The organism is Psychrilyobacter sp., assembly GCF_037132775.1.
Taxonomy (GTDB): domain Bacteria; phylum Fusobacteriota; class Fusobacteriia; order Fusobacteriales; family Fusobacteriaceae; genus Psychrilyobacter.
Map to the genome: position 1 here is coordinate 36,985 of NZ_JBAHZY010000142.1, position 20,116 is coordinate 57,100.

Here is a 20,116-nt window from a genome sequence, read left to right on the forward strand (position 1 = left end):
AAAAAACGACATGAAAAAGGGGGATACATAGATGTTAAAATTAGAGAAAATGTCAGAATCAGACTTTAACATGGTAAAAGGAAAGATGATTGCTGATTATGCTAAAGACAAGGTAAAGGTAGGTCACTGGTCGGAAAGCGACGCTCTAGAGCTGTCTAAAGAGGCATTGGATGAAATTTTAAGTGATGGGATATCTACTCCTAACCATTATTTGTTAAATGCCTATAAAGGTGAAATCAAGGTAGGATTTGTTTGGATGAATAGCTTTAACAATGAGATGTTTGTAAATAATACTTGTATCTTTGAAGAGTTCCAAGGAAATGAATATGAGTTAGAGTTTATCAAATTGATCGAAAATAAAGCTAATGAATTGGAGATAAAAAAAATTAATATCCATTCATACGGATATAATGAAAAAAATATAGAAGTATACAAGAAAATGGGATATGATATAACCGATATATATTTAAATAAAGGGGTATAACTATAAAAGTTAGACTTTGAATGAGGAGAATTTCTATGTTTGGACCCTTGGAATGGAATAGCAAATTTTGTCGATGCAAGTGGTAGGTTAGAGGGAAAAGATGAAATTATTAAATTAGAGGGTAGGGAAAAATATAGAACTAGCCTGAAAATCGAGATAGAAGGTTAAAATAACCGCAAAGGTCATCACAGAAGTATCTAGAAATTTATTATGTGAATTTGGTGGAAAAAAAGAAAGATAAAAGAGGAGAAAAAAATGTCTAAAAAAGATTTTTATGAAACGCTGGGAATATCCAAGGAAGCCAGTGGAAGCGAGATAAAAAAAGCTTATAGAAAAAAAGCTATGAAATATCATCCAGATAAATATAGCAATGCAACTACAAAGGAAAGAGATGATGCAGAACATAAATTTAAAGAAGTGAATGATGCCTATCAAGTTCTTTCAGATGGAGATAAAAAATCTAAATATGACAGATTTGGTCATGATGCATTTTCTCAAGGTGGAGGAGGAGCAGGAGCAGGAGGCTTTGGAGGATTTGGAGGATTTGGAGGAACAGGAGGACCAGGAGGTTTTGAAGACATTTTCGGTTCATTCTTTGGCGGAGGTGGCACTCGTGGACCACGTGTGGAACCTGGGGCAGATCTTAGATATACTGTAGAAATCACATTGGAAGAAGCTGCAAAAGGCACGGAAAAAGAGGTTAAATATTTCAGGAAAGGTGAATGTCATACCTGCCATGGAACGGGAGCTAAACCAGGAACAAGTACGAAAACTTGCCCAAAATGTCATGGTAATGGTAGGGTAAAAGAGATGCAAAGAACTATGTTTGGAAACTTTGAAAATGTAGTTGAATGTGATAGGTGTCACGGTAAAGGAGAGATACCTACTGAAACATGCCAAACTTGTCATGGGTCAGGTATAAAGAAGGAAAAAGTAGAAAAAAATGTGAAGATTCCAGCTGGAATAGATGATGGTCAAAGGCTCAGATTAGGTGGAATGGGAGAAGCCAGTGAAAATGGCGGACCGAATGGAGACTTATATCTATTTGTAAGAGTAAAAGAACATGCTATATTTGAAAGGCAAGGATCGGACATTGTTTGTGAGGTGCCTATCTCTTATACTAAGGCTGTTTTAGGAGGAGAGATACAAATTCCTACCCTAGATGAGGCAATAAAGATAAAAATTCCAGAAGGAACTCAAACTGGAAAGGTATTCAGACTTCGTGGTAAGGGAATACCTAGCACAAGAGGGGGAAGAGTAGGAGATGAAATGGTAAAAGTTATAGTTGAAACTCCTACAAAACTAAATTCAGAGCAAAAAAAATTATTGAAAGCCTTTGAAGGAAGTTTAAAGGAAAAAAACACAGGGATGAAAGAAGGTTTTTTCAATAAGTTAAAAGATCTATTTAAATAAAAAAAGGAAAATAAAAAATATGAAAAAAAGAAAAGGAAACCCTATCTTTTTTTCATATATATATATAAATAAAGTATGGAGAAAATTAATAACGAATGGTTTTAAGTTTAATAATGTGGAAACGTAATAAATAGTTACTCCTAAATTAACCTAAAAAAAGATTTTAAAATGGTAAAGATAGTGATATACTGTAAATAACAAAACTTAATAAAAGGAGTAGGATATGTTTAGTAATTTTTTAGCTTTTGGAGCTGAGCAAACGGGTCAAGGTTCTGGTTACATGGGAATGGCAGTAACACTTATTATATGGGGTGCAATTTTTTATTTATTTTTAATTAGACCTAATAAAAAGAAACAGAAAAAACGTGCTGAAATGATAGAGGCCTTACAGCCTGGAAAAGATGTTATAACCGCTGGGGGAATCAAGGGAGAAGTTGTATCCGTAAGCGATGAGTACGTCGTTATTAGGGTAGATAAAGGAGTAAGACTTACTTTTACAAAGGATTCTATAAGAACAGTATTATAATGATTAAGGAGATTCTAAGAATAGGAGGTTAATCATGAAGAAGATAATGTTAATTTTAGCTATAACAGGAATACTGATAAGCTGTTCTGGCAAAGATGAAAGTGTAAAAAAAGAAACAATTGTTGAAGCGGTAGCACCTCAAGAAGAGGCTGTGACTCTAGTTGAAACTATTGTGGTAGAAGTCACTGAAGTGGTTGTGGTAGAGGTTGAAAAGCCTGTTTTAACCGATGAGGATTATAAATTGGTATCGGAACCAATGAAAAAATCGATAAAAAAGCCAGTAAAACAAATTAAATCTGCTTCTGAACCTATGGAGAAAAAAGTAATTCCAGTAGAAGTAGTAATGGGAACATCTGTAGATGAAGCTGTAGATTCAGACATAGATAAGCAGGTAGCAAAGATAGAAACTGAGACTAAAGTTGTAGTGGCAGAAACTCCAGTGAAAGAGAGTAAAAGTAATAAAACTCTTTTTGGAATTTTAGGAGCTATATTAGTAGCGGCAGCAGCAATGTTTGTATTTAAAAAGAAATAAAAATTAAAACCACCATCTAGGTGGTTTTTTCATTTTAAAATGAACTGTTGTAACAAAAAAACTACACTAGAGGTCTAAAATCAAATAAAATGTGAAAAAAATAACCATTATATATTAAAAAACGAACAATTTTCTTGACTTTTGAGTACTTATGTCATATTCTTAATATAATACAAAAATAAATACACCTAGAGTAAATAGAGTCAGGTTATAATGAGTTGTATGAGTGCATACAATATTTTGATAATGACTTTTTTTCTTGTCTTTACAACGTTTTTATTTGAAATATATGATTAATGTACATAAGAGTGTTAGACTTACTATATATTAAAAATATTTAAGGAGGTAAAGATGGAAATAATTGCTCATAGGGGAGCTTCAGGTTATACTCCTGAAAATACCAGAGTATCTATATTAAAAGGATTAGAGCTAGATTGCGATGGTTTTGAGGTAGATGTTCAATTAACTAGTTCTGGAGAGGTGGTTGTGTTTCACGATTTCACCTTGGAGAGAACAACATCTGGAAGTGGATCCCTTAGAGACAAAAAATTATATGAACTAAAAAAATTAGATCTAGGAAATTGGTTTTCAGAGGAATTCAAAGGTGAAAAAATAATGACTTTGAAGGAACTGCTAGAGGTAGTACCAAAAAATAAAATTTTAAACATAGAGATTAAAGTAAGGTATGATGAGATAAATAAAATAGAGGTAGAAGTAGTTGAAATATTAAAAAAAGCAAGAAGAATAGAAGGTAATATTATAATATCTTCCTTTAACCACCGTATAATAAAAGAGATAAATAGGCTAGAGCCCAGATTAAAAGCAGGATTAATTTTTAAAGCAGGAGTTTTGGATATAGAAAACTATATAAAAATAAACAACCTAAAAATATACAGTATTCACTCCTCTGGAGAATTTACCGGTAGAGAAATGGTGAAAAAAATGAATGAGATAGGGATAAAAATCTATATTTGGACAGTAAATAGTGTAGAAGAAGCTAAAATACTGAAAGACTTTGGAGTAACCGGAATAATTACTAATTTTCCCGATAAATTTAGGGGATTAAGAGGTATAAGAAAGGTTAAATCTTAATAGTTAGGGGATATTTATTTCGTGAAAGTGTTATTATCTGTTGGTAAAAAAAGGAGGATAGATGAAAAAAATAATTGGTTTTATGTTAATGTTAGCATTTGTAGGATGTACTAGTACAGGAGTTGTAGAAAACGAAACAAAAAGTACAAACAAGATAGTAGTAGCTCACAGGGGAGCCAGTGGTTATCTGCCGGAACACAGTATGGCAGCAAAATCTATGGCATATGCAATGGGAGCAGACTATATCGAACAGGATGTAGTTATGACAAAGGACAATGAATTGGTAGTATTACATGATCATTATCTGGATAGAGTGACTGACGTAGCTGAAGTTTATCCAGATAGAAAGAGGGTAGATGGTAGATACTATGCCATTGATTTTACACTAGAAGAGATAAAAGGTCTTAAAATGACAGAAGGATTTAATATTAAAGATGGAAAAACGGTGGCAGGATTTCCCGGTAGATTCCCAATTTGGAAATCAGATTTCAAAGTTCATACTCTGGTCGAAGAGATCGAATTGATCCAAGGATTAAATAAAAGTACAGGTAAAAATATTGGAATTTATCCAGAGATCAAGGCACCTTGGTTTCATAGAAATGAAGGCAAAGATATAAGCGTAGCAGTACTAAAAGTTCTTAAAAAGTACGGCTATACTAAAAAAAGTGACTTAGTTTATTTACAGTGCTTTGATCCAAATGAAGTTGTGCGTATAAAAGAAGAATTACTACCAAAATTTGGAATGGATGTAAAATTAGTACAGTTAATAGCAGAAACTAGCTGGGATGAAACTATGGTATATGAAGATGGGAAAGCCGTACCTTATAACTATGACTGGATGTTTGAAGATGGGGGGATGGAAAGAATATCCAAATATGCTGATGGAATAGGACCTTGGAAACCCATGCTTGTAACAGATGAGTCTACAAAGGATAATTTAGTTATTACAGACATGGTGAGAGACGCTCATAAATATGGGATGGAAGTACATCCTTATACATTTAGATTAGATGAGGGTAGAATACCTGCATATGCATCAAATTATGAAGATATGTTAGATATATTTTATAATAAAGTTGGAGTAGATGGAGTATTTACAGATTTTCCTGATCGTGCTGTAAATTTTTTAAAGAAATAAATAAGTTATTAATAAGAAAGATTTATTAAAATAAAAATTAAATAACAGGAGGGAAAAATGAGAAAAGTTTTTAAAATGTTAGCACTGTTAATTGCAGCTACTATGTTATTTGTTAGTTGTGGAAAAAAAGAAGAAGCGGCAACAACAGAAAGTGGCGAAAAAAAGGTAGTTATTAAATTAAGTACTAAGTTTGTACAAGATGAGCAGACATCTAAATCACTAGTGAGAGTAGCGGAAAAGATCAAAGAAAGATCAAATGGAAGTGTTGAAATTCAAGTATACTCCGGTGGACAATTACCAATCGGAAAAGACAGTATGGAGCAAGTAGCCAACAATGCAAACTGGATATCAGTAGATGGACTTAACTTCATAGGAGACTATGTACCTGATTTTAATGCTATCAACGGACCTATGTTATATAAAAACTTTGATGAGTATTTAGCAATGACTCAATCAGATTTAGTTAAAAAATTAAAGTCTAAAGCAGGAGAAAAAGGAATCAAAGTATTATCTTTAGATTACTTATTTGGATTCAGAAGTATGTTAACGGATAAAGTGATTAAAACTCCTGCAGATCTTAAAGGATTAAAAATAAGAGTACCAAACAGTCAATTATACATGTATACATTAGAAGCAATGGGAGCTAACCCTACGCCATTACCATTTACAGAAGTATATAGTGGAATCCAACAAGGGGTAGTAGATGGATTAGAAGGGTCTCTTATGACTATCTATGGAACTAAAATATATGAAGTAAGAAAAAATATTTCTTTAACTAACCATTTATTAGGAGTATCAGCAGTATCTATTTCTAAAACAGTGTGGGAAGGGTTATCGGAGAATCAAAGAACAATCATTCAAGAAGAATTTGATGCAGGAGCTAAATATAACAATGACGTTACTGTTGAATTACAAACAGAGTACAAAGTTAAGTTAGAAGAATCAGGAGTTAAGTTTAATGAGGTATATCTACCTTCATTCAATGCAGAAACTGCTAAAGTATTCTCTAAGTTCCCTAAGTGGACTCCTGGAATCTACGATGAAATTCAAAAAGAATTAAAAGCAATCAGAGCTAAATAGTAAGGGAAAATTAAAAAAATTAAAGTATAATTCGATGATCGTGACTAGTTGTGGTAGAAATTTATCACTAGCTATTCACGATTATCGTTTATAGATTAAAGATAATTGAATATGGGGTGGAATATGAAAAATTTCTTTAGAAATATAGAAGTAATTCTGGGGAGTATAACGATAAGTATCACAGTATTATCTGTAATAATCAATGTTATTTTAAGATATGGTTTTGGAATTCAATTTGCTTGGATTGAAGAGGTATCGGTAGGATGTTTTATATGGACTGTTTTTTTAGGTGCTACAGCAGCATATAAAGATAAGGCATTGATAGGAGTAGAAGTTTTAACACAGGCACTTCCATATAGAGGGAGAAGATTTTTGGAACTGATAATTTATACTCTTTTATTTGTTTTAAATGCAACTCTATTTTATTTAAGCTATAACTATGCAGTGGGATCAGGAAAAATTACTGCGGCATTAGAGGTATCTTATATATATATCAACGCATCTATAGTATTTTCATTCGGAATGATGACTTTTTATTCATTAAAATTTTTGATTGAAGATATAATTTCATTAATAGGTGGTCAAGAAAAAGCAAAAAAAAATTAATTTAGTCGAAAAGGAAGTGAGAAAGTGGAAGGTTTTTATCCAATAATAATTTTATTTATATTGTTTTTCTTAAATATACCAATAGCCTTTGCATTAATGGGTGCATCGATGTATTATTTTATCTTTGTAGATAATGTTATGTCAATGAACATGATCATGCAAAGATTCGTGACTTCTATCGAGTCATTTCCATATTTAGCAGTACCATTTTTTATAATGGTAGGGTCGGTAATGAACTACTCTGGAATAAGTACGAGTTTAATGAATATGGCTGAGGTATTAGCAGGCCATATGGCTGGGGGATTAGCACAGGTAAACGTAGTTTTAAGTATGATGATGGGTGGTATCTCGGGATCTGCCAATGCAGATGCGGCTATGCAATCTAAAATATTAGTACCAGAAATGAGAAAGAGGGGATTCAGTGCCGCGTTTTCAGCAGCAGTAACGGCAGCTTCATCTTCTGTCAGCCCAGTAATACCACCGGGAACAAACTTGATCATCTATGCATTGATAGCCAATGTATCTGTATCGAAGATGTTCTTGGCAGGATATACACCGGGAATATTGATGACATTAGCACTTATGATAACTGTTCATCTAATCTCTAAAAAAAGAGGGTATCTACCTTCAAGAGATAAAATGGCTACTCCTAAAGAGATAGCTATCCAGTTTAAAGATTCTATCTGGGCATTATTAATTCCATTTGGAATTATACTGGGGATGCGTTTTGGACTATTTACTCCTACAGAAGCAGGGGGAATGGCTGTATTATTTTGTGTAGTAATAGGAACTTTTGTATATAAAAAATTAAAGTTTAGACATATCCCGATTATTTTAAGGGATACGGTATATGGTACTGGATCGGTTATGTTCCTTATCATAGGAGCTAAAGTATTTGGTTACTATCTGACTTTAGAAAGAATACCTCAAAGTATCACAACAGCCTTGATGAATTTTACAGACAACAAGTTTGTATTATTAATAATTATCAATGTATTATTATTATTTATCGGGATGTTTATAGAGGGGGGAGCAGCACTTATTATATTAGCACCGTTATTGGTACCAGCAGTAACTAGTATGGGAATAGATCCAATTCACTTTGGAGTAATATTAATAGTTAATATTATGATAGGTGGAATAACTCCTCCATTCGGATCTATGATGTTTACGACCTGTACCATAGTCGGCGTCAAACTAGATGACTTTGTAAAAGAAATAATACCATTCATAGTGGCCTTGATGTTAGTGCTAATGCTTCTGACTTATTCGGCACCTGTAGCTATGTTTATACCAAATTTATTGGGATAGGAGAAAATTATGAGGGATTTAAAAAATAAAAAATGTTTTATATTCGATATGGACGGAACCATCTATCTAGGGGATCATTTTTTAGATGGGGCTGTTGAGCTCTTAAAACATATAGAAAAAATAGGAAAAAACTTTGTATTTTTAACCAATAATTCTTCTAAAAACAGTGGAGTTTATTGTGAAAAATTAAAGAAAATGGGATTTGAAGTGGAAGAGGATAAGATATTTACTTCAGGGGAAGCAACCAGGGTCTATATAAATAAGTTTAAACCAAGAGCCAAAATTTATTTGTTGGGAAATGAATACTTAGAGGCTGAATTTGAAGAAAATGGATTCATTTTGGTTAAAGACAGGGATTCTAATCCGGACTATGTGGTCTTAGGGTTTGATACTACTCTAACCTATGAAAAAATATGGATAGCTTGTGATTATATAAAGGATGGGGTGGAGTTTTTGGCTACCCACCCAGATTATGTGTGTCCCTTACCTATGGGAAAAAGTATGCCTGATACAGGTGCTATGATAAAGATGTTTGAAGCAGCTACAGGTGTATCTCCTAAGATTATAGGGAAACCAAATAAACTTATAGTAGAGTCTATCTTAAATAAGTATAATTTGAATCCCGAAGATGTAATCATGGTAGGAGACCGGCTGTATACAGATATGAAATTAGGAGAAAATGCTGGGATAGATTCTATCTTGGTACTTACTGGGGAAGCTACAGAAGAAGATGTAAAAGCTTCTAATATTTTACCGACATATATATTTAAGTCGGTAAAGACAATACATGAAAATTTAAAATAAAAATTAAAAGGAAGTTTTGTAGGTTAGCAGTATACAAAGCTTCTTTTTTTAGAATTTGATAGAGGTATCCCTTGTAGATACCTTTAGGGCTACCACCAAGGTAGTCCGTTCAGGGAGTGGATAGATTATGAAAATGGTAATGATGCTTTATGGAATGAGTTTCTATGAATTTATACTTCGAGTATTTATAGCCTGTGTAGTTGGGATATTGTTTGGTTTAGAGAGAAAAAGCAGGGGGAAACCTGCAGGGATGAAGACGAATATGTTAGCTTGTGCAGGAGCAGCGATAGTATCTGTGATTCAACTTATGATATCTAATAAAACAGCAGCAATGGGTGTAGATATAGGAAATATAAAAGCGGATCCAACAAGATTAACAGCTCAGGTTATATCGGGACTAGGGTTTTTAGGTGCTGGGGTAATTATGACCGGAGGAGACAAGGTTAGAGGTCTTACTACTGCAGCAACCCTTTGGTTGGTGGCAATATTAGGAATAGGAATAGGATATGGATTTTATTATTTTATACTTCCAGCCTCTGTTATGATATTATTTCTGTCATATCTAATAAAGAAATTTGAAACAACATTTATTGATAAGAGGAAGATAAAGAAGATAATCCTGGAATATGAACAAAGTACAGACTTAGAGGATATCATTAAGGAGATCGCCAAGGAAAAGGATATAAAGATAGTGGTGGACAAAAAAATAAGTGAAATAGATGATGGAGAGCATATAGTTATCAAAAAAATAATGCACTTTTCTCTGCCTAAATATGTGAGTTCAAAATATTTTTTCAACATCCTAAGGAAGTTTGAAGAGGTTATAGAACTTACCAGAGTTAATTAGGAAAGAGGTCTAAAATAAGATTGAATACAAATTTTTAAATAAAAATTGTGAAAATAAAGCTTATAGTGTATAATTGTGGTATAAATTGAATAGAAGCTAGAGATGAAGAGAGCTGAACCAAACAGAGTATATATATTCTGTTTCGTTTAGCTCTCTTTTATTTTAAATAAGAAATTAGATTTAGTTATTTTTAAGGAGGTAGCAATGCAAGATATTTTAATAGTAGGAGCAGGTGTCATAGGGGGATCTATAGCGAGGGAACTTTCAAAATATAATCTAGATGCGGTGGTACTTGAGAAGGAAACAGATGTAGCCAATGGAACAACTAAGGCGAATTCAGCTATTGTACATGCAGGATACGATGCTATAGAGGGAACTTTGATGGCTAAATATAATGCCTTGGGGAATGCAATGTTTGACAAATTAAGTGAAGAATTAGACTTTCCATTCAAAAGAATAGGATCATTGGTAGTTGCAAACAGTGAAGAGGAAAGGAAACATATAGAGGAATTATTACAAAGGGGAATAGAAAATGAGATTCCAGGAGTAAGAATAATTGAAAAAAATGAGTTAAGAGAGATTGAACCAAAAATAAATGAGAATGCAGTAGCAGCATTACTAGCTCCTACAGGTGGAATAGTAGGACCATGGGAAATGACTATAGCGCTGATGGAAAATGCTGTAGATAACGGAGTGAAATTAGACTTAAATACAGAAGTTATGGATATAGAAAAAATAGAGGGTGGATACAGAGTAATCACAGATCAAAGAAATTATGAAACTAGATGTATCATAAATGCTTCTGGAGTATATGCAGATAAAATTCATAGAATGGTAGCAGAGGAAACATTTAAAATAACTCCTAGAAGGGGACAATATTTCGTTTTGGATAAAACGCAGGGTGAATTGGTTAATCATGTTATATTTCAATGCCCGACTAAATTAGGAAAAGGTGTTTTGGTAACTCCTACAGTTCACGGGAATGTATTGGCAGGACCAGATGCTGAGGATCTAAGCGACAGAGCTAACTTAGCTACAACTTCAGAAAGATTGGATTTTGTAAGGGAACATGCATTAAAATCTATAAAAGAATTAAATTTTAGAGAAGGTATCAGAAACTTTGCAGGTCTTAGAGCACAGCCTAGTACAAACGATTTTATTGTGGAAGAGGTAGAGGGAGCTAAAGGATTTATAGATGTAGCAGGAATAAAATCACCAGGATTATCATCGGCTCCAGCTATTGCAGCGGACGTAGTAGAAATAGCTAAAAAGATCTTAGGAGATGTAGAATTAAATAAAAAATTTAAACCTAATAGAAAAACACACCATGAATTTATAACTGAAACTGCTGAAAAAAAAGCAGAACTAATAAAACAGGACAGAAGATATGGAAACATGATATGCAGATGTGAAAATATCACTGAAGGTGAAATAGTAGATACTATCCATAGAAATGTAGGTGCAACTACAGTAGATGGTGTGAAAAAAAGATGTAGACCGGGAATGGGAAGATGTCAAGGCGGATTCTGCGGACCTAGAATACAAGAGATACTAGCTCGTGAATTGGGAAAAAGCTTGGAAGAGATAGTATTGGATAAAGCAGATTCATACATATTAACTGGAGAAACTAAAAAATAAAATCATTAAAACTAAATTATAATTTTGGAGGAAACAGATGAAATATGAAGTGGTAGTATTAGGTGGGGGACCAGCAGGACTGGCTGCAGCAATAGAAGCTAAAAAAAATGGAATTAAAGAGATACTTATCATTGAAAGAGACAATGAGTTAGGAGGGATCTTACAGCAGTGTATTCATAATGGATTTGGTTTACACGAGTTCAAAGAAGAACTGACAGGACCTGAATATGCTCAAAGATTTATCGATCAAATGGCTGAAGAAGGAATAGAGTATAAATTAAATACAATGGTATTAGATATAAGTGGAGATAAGAAGATACAAGCTATCAATTCTGTAGATGGATATATGGAAATAGAAGCTGAAGCTATAATCTTAGCAATGGGATGTAGAGAAAGAACAAGGGGAGCTATAGCTATTCCAGGAGATAGACCATCAGGAATATTTACAGCAGGAACAGCTCAAAGATTTGTAAATATGGAAGGATATATGGTAGGGAAAAAAGTAATTATCCTAGGATCTGGAGATATAGGACTTATCATGGCTAGAAGGATGACATTAGAGGGAGCAAAAGTAGAAGCTGTAGTAGAGCTTATGCCTTACTCAGGTGGACTTACTCGTAATATAGTACAATGTTTAGAAGATTATGATATACCATTATTACTTAGTCATACAGTTACAAATGTAAAAGGTGACGGAAGATTAGAGAGAGTAACAGTAGCAAAGGTTGATGAGAATAGAAAACCTATTCCAGGAACTGAGGTCAACTATGATGTAGATACTCTATTATTATCAGTAGGATTAATTCCTGAAAATGACCTTTCTAGAAATGCAGGGATTGTACTAGATAAAAGAACATCTGGTCCTGTTGTAAATGAATCTATGGAAACATCTATCGAAGGAATATTTGCATGTGGTAATGTAGTTCATGTACATGACTTAGTGGATTTCGTAAGTGCTGAATCGAGAAGAGCAGGAATCAATGCTGCTAAATATATAAAAAATGAAATCAAGAGAAACGAAGAATTTGTAGAGATAGATGGTACTAATGGTATCAGCTATACAGTGCCTCAAAAGTTTAGAAAAGAAAATGTAGAGACAGGTTTAGAAATATTTATGAGGGTTAGAGAAGTATTTAAAGATGTGAGATTAGAGGTAAGATGTGAGGATGAAGTAATAATGAGTTTGAAAAAAGCTCATATGGCTCCTGGAGAGATGGAAAAGATAATGATTCCAAAAGTGTTTATGGATAAGATCAAAACAAATAAGATTGAAGTTACAATAAAGAGATAGGAGGAGAATAGATGAAAAAATTAATATGTATAGTTTGTCCAATGGGATGTCATATAGAGGTAGACGAACAAAATGACTATAAAACAACAGGAAATAAATGTCCTAGAGGAGCTATATACGGAAAAAAAGAATTAACTGCTCCTACTCGTGTAGTAACTTCTACCATTAAGATATCAGGTGGAATTCACAACAGAGTACCAGTAAAAACAGCAGGAGATATTCCTAAAGAATTAAATTTTAAATGTATGGAATTGATAAATACCTTAGAGGTGAAATCTCCGGTGAAAATGGGAGATATAGTTAGTGAAAATATTTTTGATACTGGGGTAAACATAGTAATAACAAGAGATATGTAATTTATATAGATAGAGTTTTCTTAGCTGGAAACTCTATTTTTTATTACTTTTCATATTTCTAAAAAATAAATGAGAAGATAACTGGTTAATAATAATATTAAGTGTTATATATTCTTATTATAATTGGAGAACTCCTTGAAAAAACTATAAAAATGGAATATAATTATAGGAGAGAATAAATTAAAAGGGGCAAGTGTTATGGAAAAGATAATGGGAAAGGCTATTTTTGAGGGCATAGTAATAGGGGAACCATATCTAAGAAGAAAAAAACAAACGGCACTAGAAGAATACAAGATAGAGCCTCATATGTTAGAAGATGAGATGAAAAGATTTGAGGTGGCTTTAAAAGATGCTAAGCAAGAGCTTAAATTTTTAAAATCATCGCTAAAAGGAAAAGTAAAAAGTAATGATTTAAAAATTCTGAATGTACACCTTATGATATTAGATGACCCGGTGTTATTATCAGAAATAGGTAAAAGATTAAAAAATGAATTGGTTAATATCGAAAAAGTTGTAGCAGATGTAGTGGAATTTTATGTGGACATGTTTAAAGATATGAAGGATCCTGTCTATAGACAGAGAGCTATAGATATCCAAGATGTAGGTGAAAAGATAATAGGTCAATTGATGGTAGAAGACTGTGAATTGCATGAATTGGATAACAAAATTCTTGTAACCAAAGAAATCTTGCCTTCAGAACTATTTAAGATGCATCATAATAAGATCAACTTATTAGGAATAGTCACCGAATATAGTGGAGCAACCTCCCATGTAGCTATCTTGGCTAAGACTTTTGGGATACCTACTCTTATGGAGGTAAAGAATGTATCTCAAATGGAATGGGAAAATGAGATAATATTAGATACCAGAAAAGGTGAACCTTGCGTGATCAAAGATCCTACAGATGAACAAATTATAGAATATAAGAAGGAAAAAGTAAAATTAGAAGTCATAGGGGAAGAAAATAAGAAATTAAAGGGACTGCCAGCTATAACTATAGATGGTATAGAGATAGTTTTGAATGCCAATATTGGAGGGATAACAGATCTTTTGTCTCTAAATGATAGTATGGCGGGTGGTGTGGGACTTCTTAGAACAGAATTTTTATATATGGAAAGTAAGTTTTTTCCCACAGAACAGCAACAGATAGAGCTCTATGAGAAAGCCTATAAAAAGGTAGAAAAATTAGAGGGTGAAAGGGAACTTATCATAAGGACTCTGGATATAGGGGCAGATAAACAACTACCTTATTATGAGATGCCCTTCGAAGTGAATCCATTTTTAGGATTTAGGGGAGTCAGGTTCACCCTGGCCCATGAAAATATATTTAGAACCCAATTAAGGGCAATATTAAGGGTAGCAAAGGGAAGAAGAATAAAGGTTATGTTCCCTATGATATCTAACTTAAAAGAGATAATTCAAATAAAAAAAATCCTAGCTTCAGTAAAAACAGAATTGGATGAAGAAGGATTAGAATATGCAGGTTATATAGAAACAGGGGTAATGATAGAAGTACCTTCTACAGCATTTTTGATAGATAAATTTTCTGAGTATGTAGATTTCTTTAGTTTAGGAACCAATGATCTAACTCAGTATGTCATGGCAGCAGACAGACTCAGTGCTGACGTTGCTTATCTGAATGATTACTTTGAACCAGCAGTTCTTCGAACTATAAACTATATAGCTGAAGAAGCGATAAAACAAAAGAAAAAAATAAGTGTTTGTGGCGAGATGGCTAGTGATCCAATGGCTATAGTGGCTCTTATGAGTTTTGGGATAGATAGATTTAGTATGCTATCGACATATATACCCATGGCAAAAAGGACAATTTTAAGGTTGAACAAAAGCGTTCTTCAAAGTGAATTAAAACCTAAATTATTAGATTGCAACAACGCAGAGGAAGTTAAAGAGATTTTAAAAGAATATATTGAGGTGATTACAGTTGAAAATGATAGAAGTTGAAATTAAAAATAAAGCAGGGTTACATGCAAGACCCTCTTCATTATTTGTACAAATAGCTACCAGTTATGATTCAGAGATAATGGTTATTTGTGATGACGAGGAGATAAATGGTAAGAGTATAATGGGACTTATGCTATTAGCAGCGGAGCAGGGAAGAACATTAACTATTACAGCAGATGGTGAAGACGAGGGTGATGCCCTGGAAGCGTTAAAAAAATTAGTAGAAGTAGATACCTTCAATGAAAAATAATTATATATTAAAAAGAGCAGAAAAGATGGGGTTTTGTTTTGGTGTAAAAGAAGCTGTAGAGTTGGCTGAAAACATAAAATCAAATCAAAAAATATACATGCTTGGGATGTTGGTTCACAATGAACAGGTGATAGAACAATTAAAATCTAAAGGCATTGTAGTTGTCACAGAGGAAGAGGTTTTAGAGGGAAGAGATAAAATTCATGAGGGAGATTCTGTGATAATTCGTGCCCATGGTACAATAAAAAAAATATATGAGATTTTAAATCAAAAAAATGTTAGAATATATGATGTAGCGTGTATTTTTGTGAAGAGAAGTAGGGAGGAGCTTATAAGCCATGAAAAATATGGATATAAGATCATTTTCATAGGAGATAAATTGCATCCTGAGGTAAGGGGAATCGTATCTTTTGGGTATGATGTAAAAGTAGTAAAAGATTTTCAAAAATTAAAAAGAATGAAATTTGAGGGATCGGAAAAATACTATATATTAGCTCAGACCACTTTGAATAAAAATCTCTATGGAGAGATAACGGAATACATAGAAAATAAATATGAAAACTGTAAGGTTGGAAATACTATTTGTGGAGCTACTTATGAAAGACAGAAAGCAATAGAAAAATTATCTACCGAGGTAGATGTAATGCTCATTATAGGTGGAAAAAATAGTTCAAATACAAAAAAATTATACAATATTTCTAAAGAGTTAAACAATAAGAGTTATTTGATTCAAACCTATGAAGACCTAGATTTTAGGTGGTTTGAAAAAGGCAATAAAATAGGTATAACAGCAGGTGCTTCAACACCTGATGAGATAGTGGAAAAAATAGAAAGTATATTATTAGGAGGACGTTGTAATGGTTGATAACACAGAGAATTTTGAGGAATTAAGCTTTGAGGAAATGTTAAATCAATATGCACCAAAGCAGGTACAAAGAGGGGAAATAGTAGACGCTGAAATAATCAGTAAGGAAAGAGATTATTCTTACTTAGATATAAAGGGAGCTACTGAAGGAATAGTTAGAACTGAAGAGATTACTGAATTTGAAGTAGGAGACATGATCAGAGTAGCTATTACTGAAGATAGTGATGATGAAGGACATATTAGAGTATCAAGAAGAACAGTTGTACAAGAAGAAGCGATAGTTAAATTAGAAGCTGCTCTTGAAAATAAAGATGTAGTATCTGGAACAATAGTAAGAAAAGTAAACGGTGGATATATAGTAGAAGTAATGGCTCATTCAGCATTTATGCCTAACTCTTTATCTCAAATAAGAAAAGATTCTACAGAAAACGTAATTGGTTTAGAAGTGGATGTTATAGTTAAAGATATCAAAACAGAAAGAAATAGAAAGAAAATATTAGTTTCTAGAAGAGATGTAGTAGCTATGATAGAAGCAGAAGCATTTGCTAGATTAAGCGAAAATCAAATCGTTGAAGTAGAAGTTAAGAGTGTATTAAAGTTTGGATTATCTGTAAGAGTAGAAAATGTATTAGGATTTATCCATATATCTGAAATTTCATGGGGGAAGGTAGATGACTTAAATACTTTATATAAAGTAGGAGATAAAGTCAATGCTCAAATCATCACATTAGATGCTGAAAAGAAGAGTCTTAAATTATCTATTAAACAACTATCACAAGATCCTTGGGCAACAGCAGCAGATAAATATTCTGTAGATACTACTATTGGAGGAGAAGTTACTAAAATTGTTAAATTCGGAGCTTTCGTTAAATTAGAAGACGGAATTGAAGGATTAATTCATATCTCTGATTTCTCTTGGAATAACAAGAAAATCAACCTAGCTGAATTCCTTATGGCTGGAGATAAAATACAGGTTAGAATCTTAGATTTAAATTCTGAAGACAAGAAATTAAAGTTAGGAATTAAGCAATTAAGCGTAGATCCTTGGGCTGTTATCGATGAGAAATTCAAAGAGGGAGATTCAGCATCTGGAACAATAGTTGATACTAAACCTTACGGAGTTTTCGTTGAAGTTGAAGAGGGAATCGATGCATTTATACATACATCTGATTTCGCTTGGGCTAAATTAGAAAATAAATTATCTGTAGGAGATAAGGTAGAATTCAAAATCTTAGCTATCGATAAAGAAAACAAAAAAATCAAAGGTGGAATCAAGCAATTAACTAAGAGTCCTTGGGAAATATTAGCTGAAGAAGTAGGAGTAGGAAGCGTAGTTACTAAGAAAATATCTAGTATAGCTGACTTCGGAATCTTCATCGACATGGGATATGGTTTAGATGGTATGATCCATATATCTCAAGTTTCAAAAGACTTCGTTAAAGATTTAAAAGAAAAGTTTGAAGTTGGTCAAGAAATAACTGCTGAAGTTATTGAAATCTCAGCTGCTGATCAAAAAGTAAAATTATCTATTAAGAAGATAGAATTAGATACTGACAAAAATGAAGATGCAGAATTATTAAAGAAATATGGAATGACTGAATAATTTTAAAATTATAAAGTGTATTTTAAGGAGATGACCTAGGTCATCTCCTTTTTGATATCTATAAAAGGAAAATGAAAAAAAGTTGTAAATTCCATATAACGGAAAAATATGGTGAAGTGTAAGATACTATAATTCTATAGAAAAAGAAATTGCCAAAATTATCATGATAGTTTATAGTCAGGGTGAATAGGAGGGTAAAGATGAAGAAGGTATTATTAGGAGTTATGCTGGTGGCGGCTTTGGGAGCATGTGTAAATAATGAAACAAAGATAGAAAATCAACAAGTAGGAAAAGAACAAACAATTGATAAAAGTAAATCGGTTGTGGTTACTAAAACAAACTTTAAAGAGGCAGAAACAACTGCATATTTTATGAAACAATGGGGAAAACAAGATGAAAAAGCTAATGTTTTGATTCACGAAAGGAAAATCGTGACAGTTGAAACTCAAGATGTAGTTAGAATGAATAGGAATACCCTTTATTCGAGGTCTATAATAGATGTATCGGAAGGAGCTATAATTTCATTAGAAAAATATGATGGATATCAAACAGTATTGGTATTAGACAGTCACCATAATCAAGTGAGTTCGATTCAGAATGGTGGATCATTAACAATTGATAAATATAATCCAGAGATAGAAGATGGTAATTTTATCTATATTATCGTTAGAACGGGTGTAAATCCAGGAGAAGATGGACTCAAAAATGCCCATGCAGCTCAAGATAAGATAAATATAGAAGCTAAATCAGCTAAAGAATGGACTCCTAAGAACTTTGATGAGAAATCACTTGAAGTTGTAAGAAGTGAATTAGAAAATGACTTTGCTTCAAAACCGTATAGATTAGAAAATGGGTTTGGAAGTAAAAATTATGTAGATTTTGAAACAGCAACTATAGCATCAGTCCTTGGATGGGGTGGATATGCTAAGGAACAAGCGATCTATTCTTTGTTCAATAATAATAAACCTATTACAGTTACATTTGATAAACCAAATTTAGATTTTGATGACTATGCATTTTACTCAGTAACTGTCTATGATAAAGATGGATGGATTGCCACAAAAGACTTTGCCATAAATTCATCAAATATGGAGGCTAATGCAGATGGATCATATACTGTAAACTTTGGAAAACCAGGGACTAAAAATAACTTGGATATCCCAGAAGGGAAATTTACTGGAGCAATCAGAGCTTATATGCCAAAAGATGTAGATGAAACTCTTAATTGGGCATATAGATCAGCAGATAAGATAAAAAACAAATAAATAACAATGAGTAATAAGTAATTAAAGAATATTGATGTAAAACTCGAAGTAATCAAAAGAGTATAGATAAAAAATCTATAAATCTTTGTGATCTCTGAGTTTTTTTGTTGATGGGGTTGATAAGTTATAGAGAGGAAACAAAGATAAATTAGGTATATAATTAATACGATAAAAAAAAATAAAAGTTCTGGGGATTTTTATAAAGGTTATCATAAGATATAATAATTTTGTAGAAAAGTGAATGTTGTCAGGGAATATTATGAATAGGAGTTAATAGATTAAAGAGGAGGCAGAGATGAAAAAAATTATAACAATATTCTTTTTATTGATGGGATTGGTAATCTATAGTAAGGATGCAAACTAGTTATTCCAAGGAGAACATCTTTAATGATAAAAACTGTAGATACAATTGACGGATCTAGGCACAATGCAGGACATAAATTTTCTGCAATATTAGAAGGGGATATAGTTATAGATAATAGAGTAGCTATAAAATCTGGAAGTAAGGTCTATGGTGTGGTAGTAGAATCTGTTCAAGCAAGAAGGCTGGTAGGATCATCCAAATTAAGTATTAAATTAACTCAGATAATGGTAGAGAATAAATTAGTGCACATAACCACTAATCAACTAAACTATACAGGTGAGCAAGGGTCAGGAGCAAATACAGCAGGGAAAACTGCCAGAGCAGCGGTAATAGGTGGACTTATTGATGGAAGCAGTGGAGCTAAAACCGGAGCCAAGGTAGGATTAGGTGTATCTGTACTCACAAAGGGAGGAGCCATAGGAATTCCTGGGCGTATCCCAAATTTAGTGTAAATTAATTTTAACCTTCTTAGTTGATAGAGTATAATCTATTAAACTGAGGAGGTTTTTATGGTTAAGAAAAGAAGAAGAGAGGTAGATCCATTAATTGCGGGGCTGTTGCAAGTTTTGTGTAAACTCTAAAAATTAATGTAAAACTTTTATAAAAAGAGGAGTAATAATTCTTTAATTATTGCTTCTCGTTTTTAATATATTAGAACTTTATTTTTTGTATGTCAATAGCAGAGCCTA

Annotated in this window: 21 protein-coding genes; all 21 read left to right on the top strand. The window is 32.8% G+C overall.

What is annotated here, in order from left to right; genetic code table 11:
• Nucleotides 1–31: 31 nt before the first annotated feature.
• The 21 genes from V5784_RS11045 (at nucleotide 32) to V5784_RS11145 (ending at nucleotide 19,879) form a co-directional block, all read left to right on the top strand.
• On the top strand, nucleotides 32–484 hold the full coding sequence (locus tag V5784_RS11045) for a GNAT family N-acetyltransferase (protein ID WP_336889074.1): 453 nt from the start codon (nucleotides 32–34) through the stop codon (nucleotides 482–484).
• A 39-nt stretch (nucleotides 485–523) separates the two neighbouring features.
• Nucleotides 524–652: a hypothetical protein gene (locus V5784_RS11050; protein ID WP_336889075.1), complete on the top strand. Its 129-nt coding sequence runs from the start codon at nucleotides 524–526 to the stop codon at nucleotides 650–652.
• A gap of 87 nt (nucleotides 653–739) precedes the next feature.
• Nucleotides 740–1,897, top strand: coding sequence for a molecular chaperone DnaJ (gene dnaJ / locus V5784_RS11055; RefSeq protein ID WP_336889076.1), 1,158 nt, complete (start codon nucleotides 740–742; stop codon nucleotides 1,895–1,897).
• Nucleotides 1,898–2,120: 223 nt separating this feature from the next.
• Nucleotides 2,121–2,423 (top strand): preprotein translocase subunit YajC, encoded by a 303-nt coding sequence (yajC, locus tag V5784_RS11060; protein WP_336889077.1) that lies wholly within the window; start codon nucleotides 2,121–2,123, stop codon nucleotides 2,421–2,423.
• A 34-nt stretch (nucleotides 2,424–2,457) separates the two neighbouring features.
• Nucleotides 2,458–2,955 (top strand): hypothetical protein, encoded by a 498-nt coding sequence (locus tag V5784_RS11065; protein ID WP_336889078.1) that lies wholly within the window; start codon nucleotides 2,458–2,460, stop codon nucleotides 2,953–2,955.
• Between the two features lie 351 nt (nucleotides 2,956–3,306).
• A complete protein-coding gene (locus tag V5784_RS11070) occupies nucleotides 3,307–4,047 on the top strand; it encodes a glycerophosphodiester phosphodiesterase family protein (protein ID WP_336889079.1) in 741 nt (246 codons plus the stop codon).
• 61 nt (nucleotides 4,048–4,108) lie between these two features.
• Nucleotides 4,109–5,185 (top strand): glycerophosphodiester phosphodiesterase, encoded by a 1,077-nt coding sequence (gene glpQ / locus V5784_RS11075; RefSeq protein WP_336889080.1) that lies wholly within the window; start codon nucleotides 4,109–4,111, stop codon nucleotides 5,183–5,185.
• 57 nt (nucleotides 5,186–5,242) lie between these two features.
• Nucleotides 5,243–6,265 carry a C4-dicarboxylate TRAP transporter substrate-binding protein gene (locus tag V5784_RS11080; protein ID WP_336889081.1) on the top strand — a complete coding sequence of 341 codons (1,023 nt, stop codon included), beginning with the start codon at nucleotides 5,243–5,245 and terminating at the stop codon, nucleotides 6,263–6,265.
• Between the two features lie 123 nt (nucleotides 6,266–6,388).
• On the top strand, nucleotides 6,389–6,871 hold the full coding sequence (locus V5784_RS11085; RefSeq protein ID WP_336889082.1) for a TRAP transporter small permease: 483 nt from the start codon (nucleotides 6,389–6,391) through the stop codon (nucleotides 6,869–6,871).
• A 24-nt stretch (nucleotides 6,872–6,895) separates the two neighbouring features.
• On the top strand, nucleotides 6,896–8,182 hold the full coding sequence (locus tag V5784_RS11090) for a TRAP transporter large permease (RefSeq protein WP_336889083.1): 1,287 nt from the start codon (nucleotides 6,896–6,898) through the stop codon (nucleotides 8,180–8,182).
• A gap of 9 nt (nucleotides 8,183–8,191) precedes the next feature.
• Nucleotides 8,192–8,986: an HAD-IIA family hydrolase gene (locus tag V5784_RS11095; protein WP_336889084.1), complete on the top strand. Its 795-nt coding sequence runs from the start codon at nucleotides 8,192–8,194 to the stop codon at nucleotides 8,984–8,986.
• 127 nt (nucleotides 8,987–9,113) lie between these two features.
• Nucleotides 9,114–9,833 carry an MgtC/SapB family protein gene (locus V5784_RS11100; RefSeq protein ID WP_336889085.1) on the top strand — a complete coding sequence of 240 codons (720 nt, stop codon included), beginning with the start codon at nucleotides 9,114–9,116 and terminating at the stop codon, nucleotides 9,831–9,833.
• 204 nt (nucleotides 9,834–10,037) lie between these two features.
• A complete protein-coding gene (locus V5784_RS11105; RefSeq protein WP_336889086.1) occupies nucleotides 10,038–11,471 on the top strand; it encodes an NAD(P)/FAD-dependent oxidoreductase in 1,434 nt (477 codons plus the stop codon).
• A 37-nt stretch (nucleotides 11,472–11,508) separates the two neighbouring features.
• Nucleotides 11,509–12,762, top strand: coding sequence for an FAD-dependent oxidoreductase (locus V5784_RS11110; protein ID WP_336889087.1), 1,254 nt, complete (start codon nucleotides 11,509–11,511; stop codon nucleotides 12,760–12,762).
• An 11-nt stretch (nucleotides 12,763–12,773) separates the two neighbouring features.
• The gene (locus V5784_RS11115; RefSeq protein ID WP_336889088.1) at nucleotides 12,774–13,118 is read left to right on the top strand and encodes a DUF1667 domain-containing protein; all 345 of its coding nucleotides are present in this window, start codon (nucleotides 12,774–12,776) and stop codon (nucleotides 13,116–13,118) included.
• 198 nt (nucleotides 13,119–13,316) lie between these two features.
• Complete coding sequence (gene ptsP, locus V5784_RS11120) at nucleotides 13,317–15,080, top strand: phosphoenolpyruvate--protein phosphotransferase (RefSeq protein WP_336889089.1); 1,764 nt, start codon at nucleotides 13,317–13,319, stop codon at nucleotides 15,078–15,080.
• Nucleotides 15,061–15,330 carry an HPr family phosphocarrier protein gene (locus V5784_RS11125; RefSeq protein ID WP_336889090.1) on the top strand — a complete coding sequence of 90 codons (270 nt, stop codon included), beginning with the start codon at nucleotides 15,061–15,063 and terminating at the stop codon, nucleotides 15,328–15,330. The genes ptsP and V5784_RS11125 overlap by 20 nt, the downstream gene beginning before the upstream one ends.
• Entirely contained in the window at nucleotides 15,320–16,195 is an 876-nt protein-coding gene (gene ispH, locus V5784_RS11130; protein WP_336889091.1) for a 4-hydroxy-3-methylbut-2-enyl diphosphate reductase, read from the top strand. The genes V5784_RS11125 and ispH overlap by 11 nt, the downstream gene beginning before the upstream one ends.
• A complete protein-coding gene (locus V5784_RS11135) occupies nucleotides 16,188–17,798 on the top strand; it encodes a S1 RNA-binding domain-containing protein (RefSeq protein ID WP_336889092.1) in 1,611 nt (536 codons plus the stop codon). The genes ispH and V5784_RS11135 overlap by 8 nt, the downstream gene beginning before the upstream one ends.
• Nucleotides 17,799–17,998: 200 nt before the next feature.
• A complete protein-coding gene (locus tag V5784_RS11140; protein WP_336889093.1) occupies nucleotides 17,999–19,063 on the top strand; it encodes a DUF1254 domain-containing protein in 1,065 nt (354 codons plus the stop codon).
• A 387-nt stretch (nucleotides 19,064–19,450) separates the two neighbouring features.
• Nucleotides 19,451–19,879 carry a hypothetical protein gene (locus V5784_RS11145; protein WP_336889094.1) on the top strand — a complete coding sequence of 143 codons (429 nt, stop codon included), beginning with the start codon at nucleotides 19,451–19,453 and terminating at the stop codon, nucleotides 19,877–19,879.
• Nucleotides 19,880–20,116 lie beyond the last annotated feature (237 nt).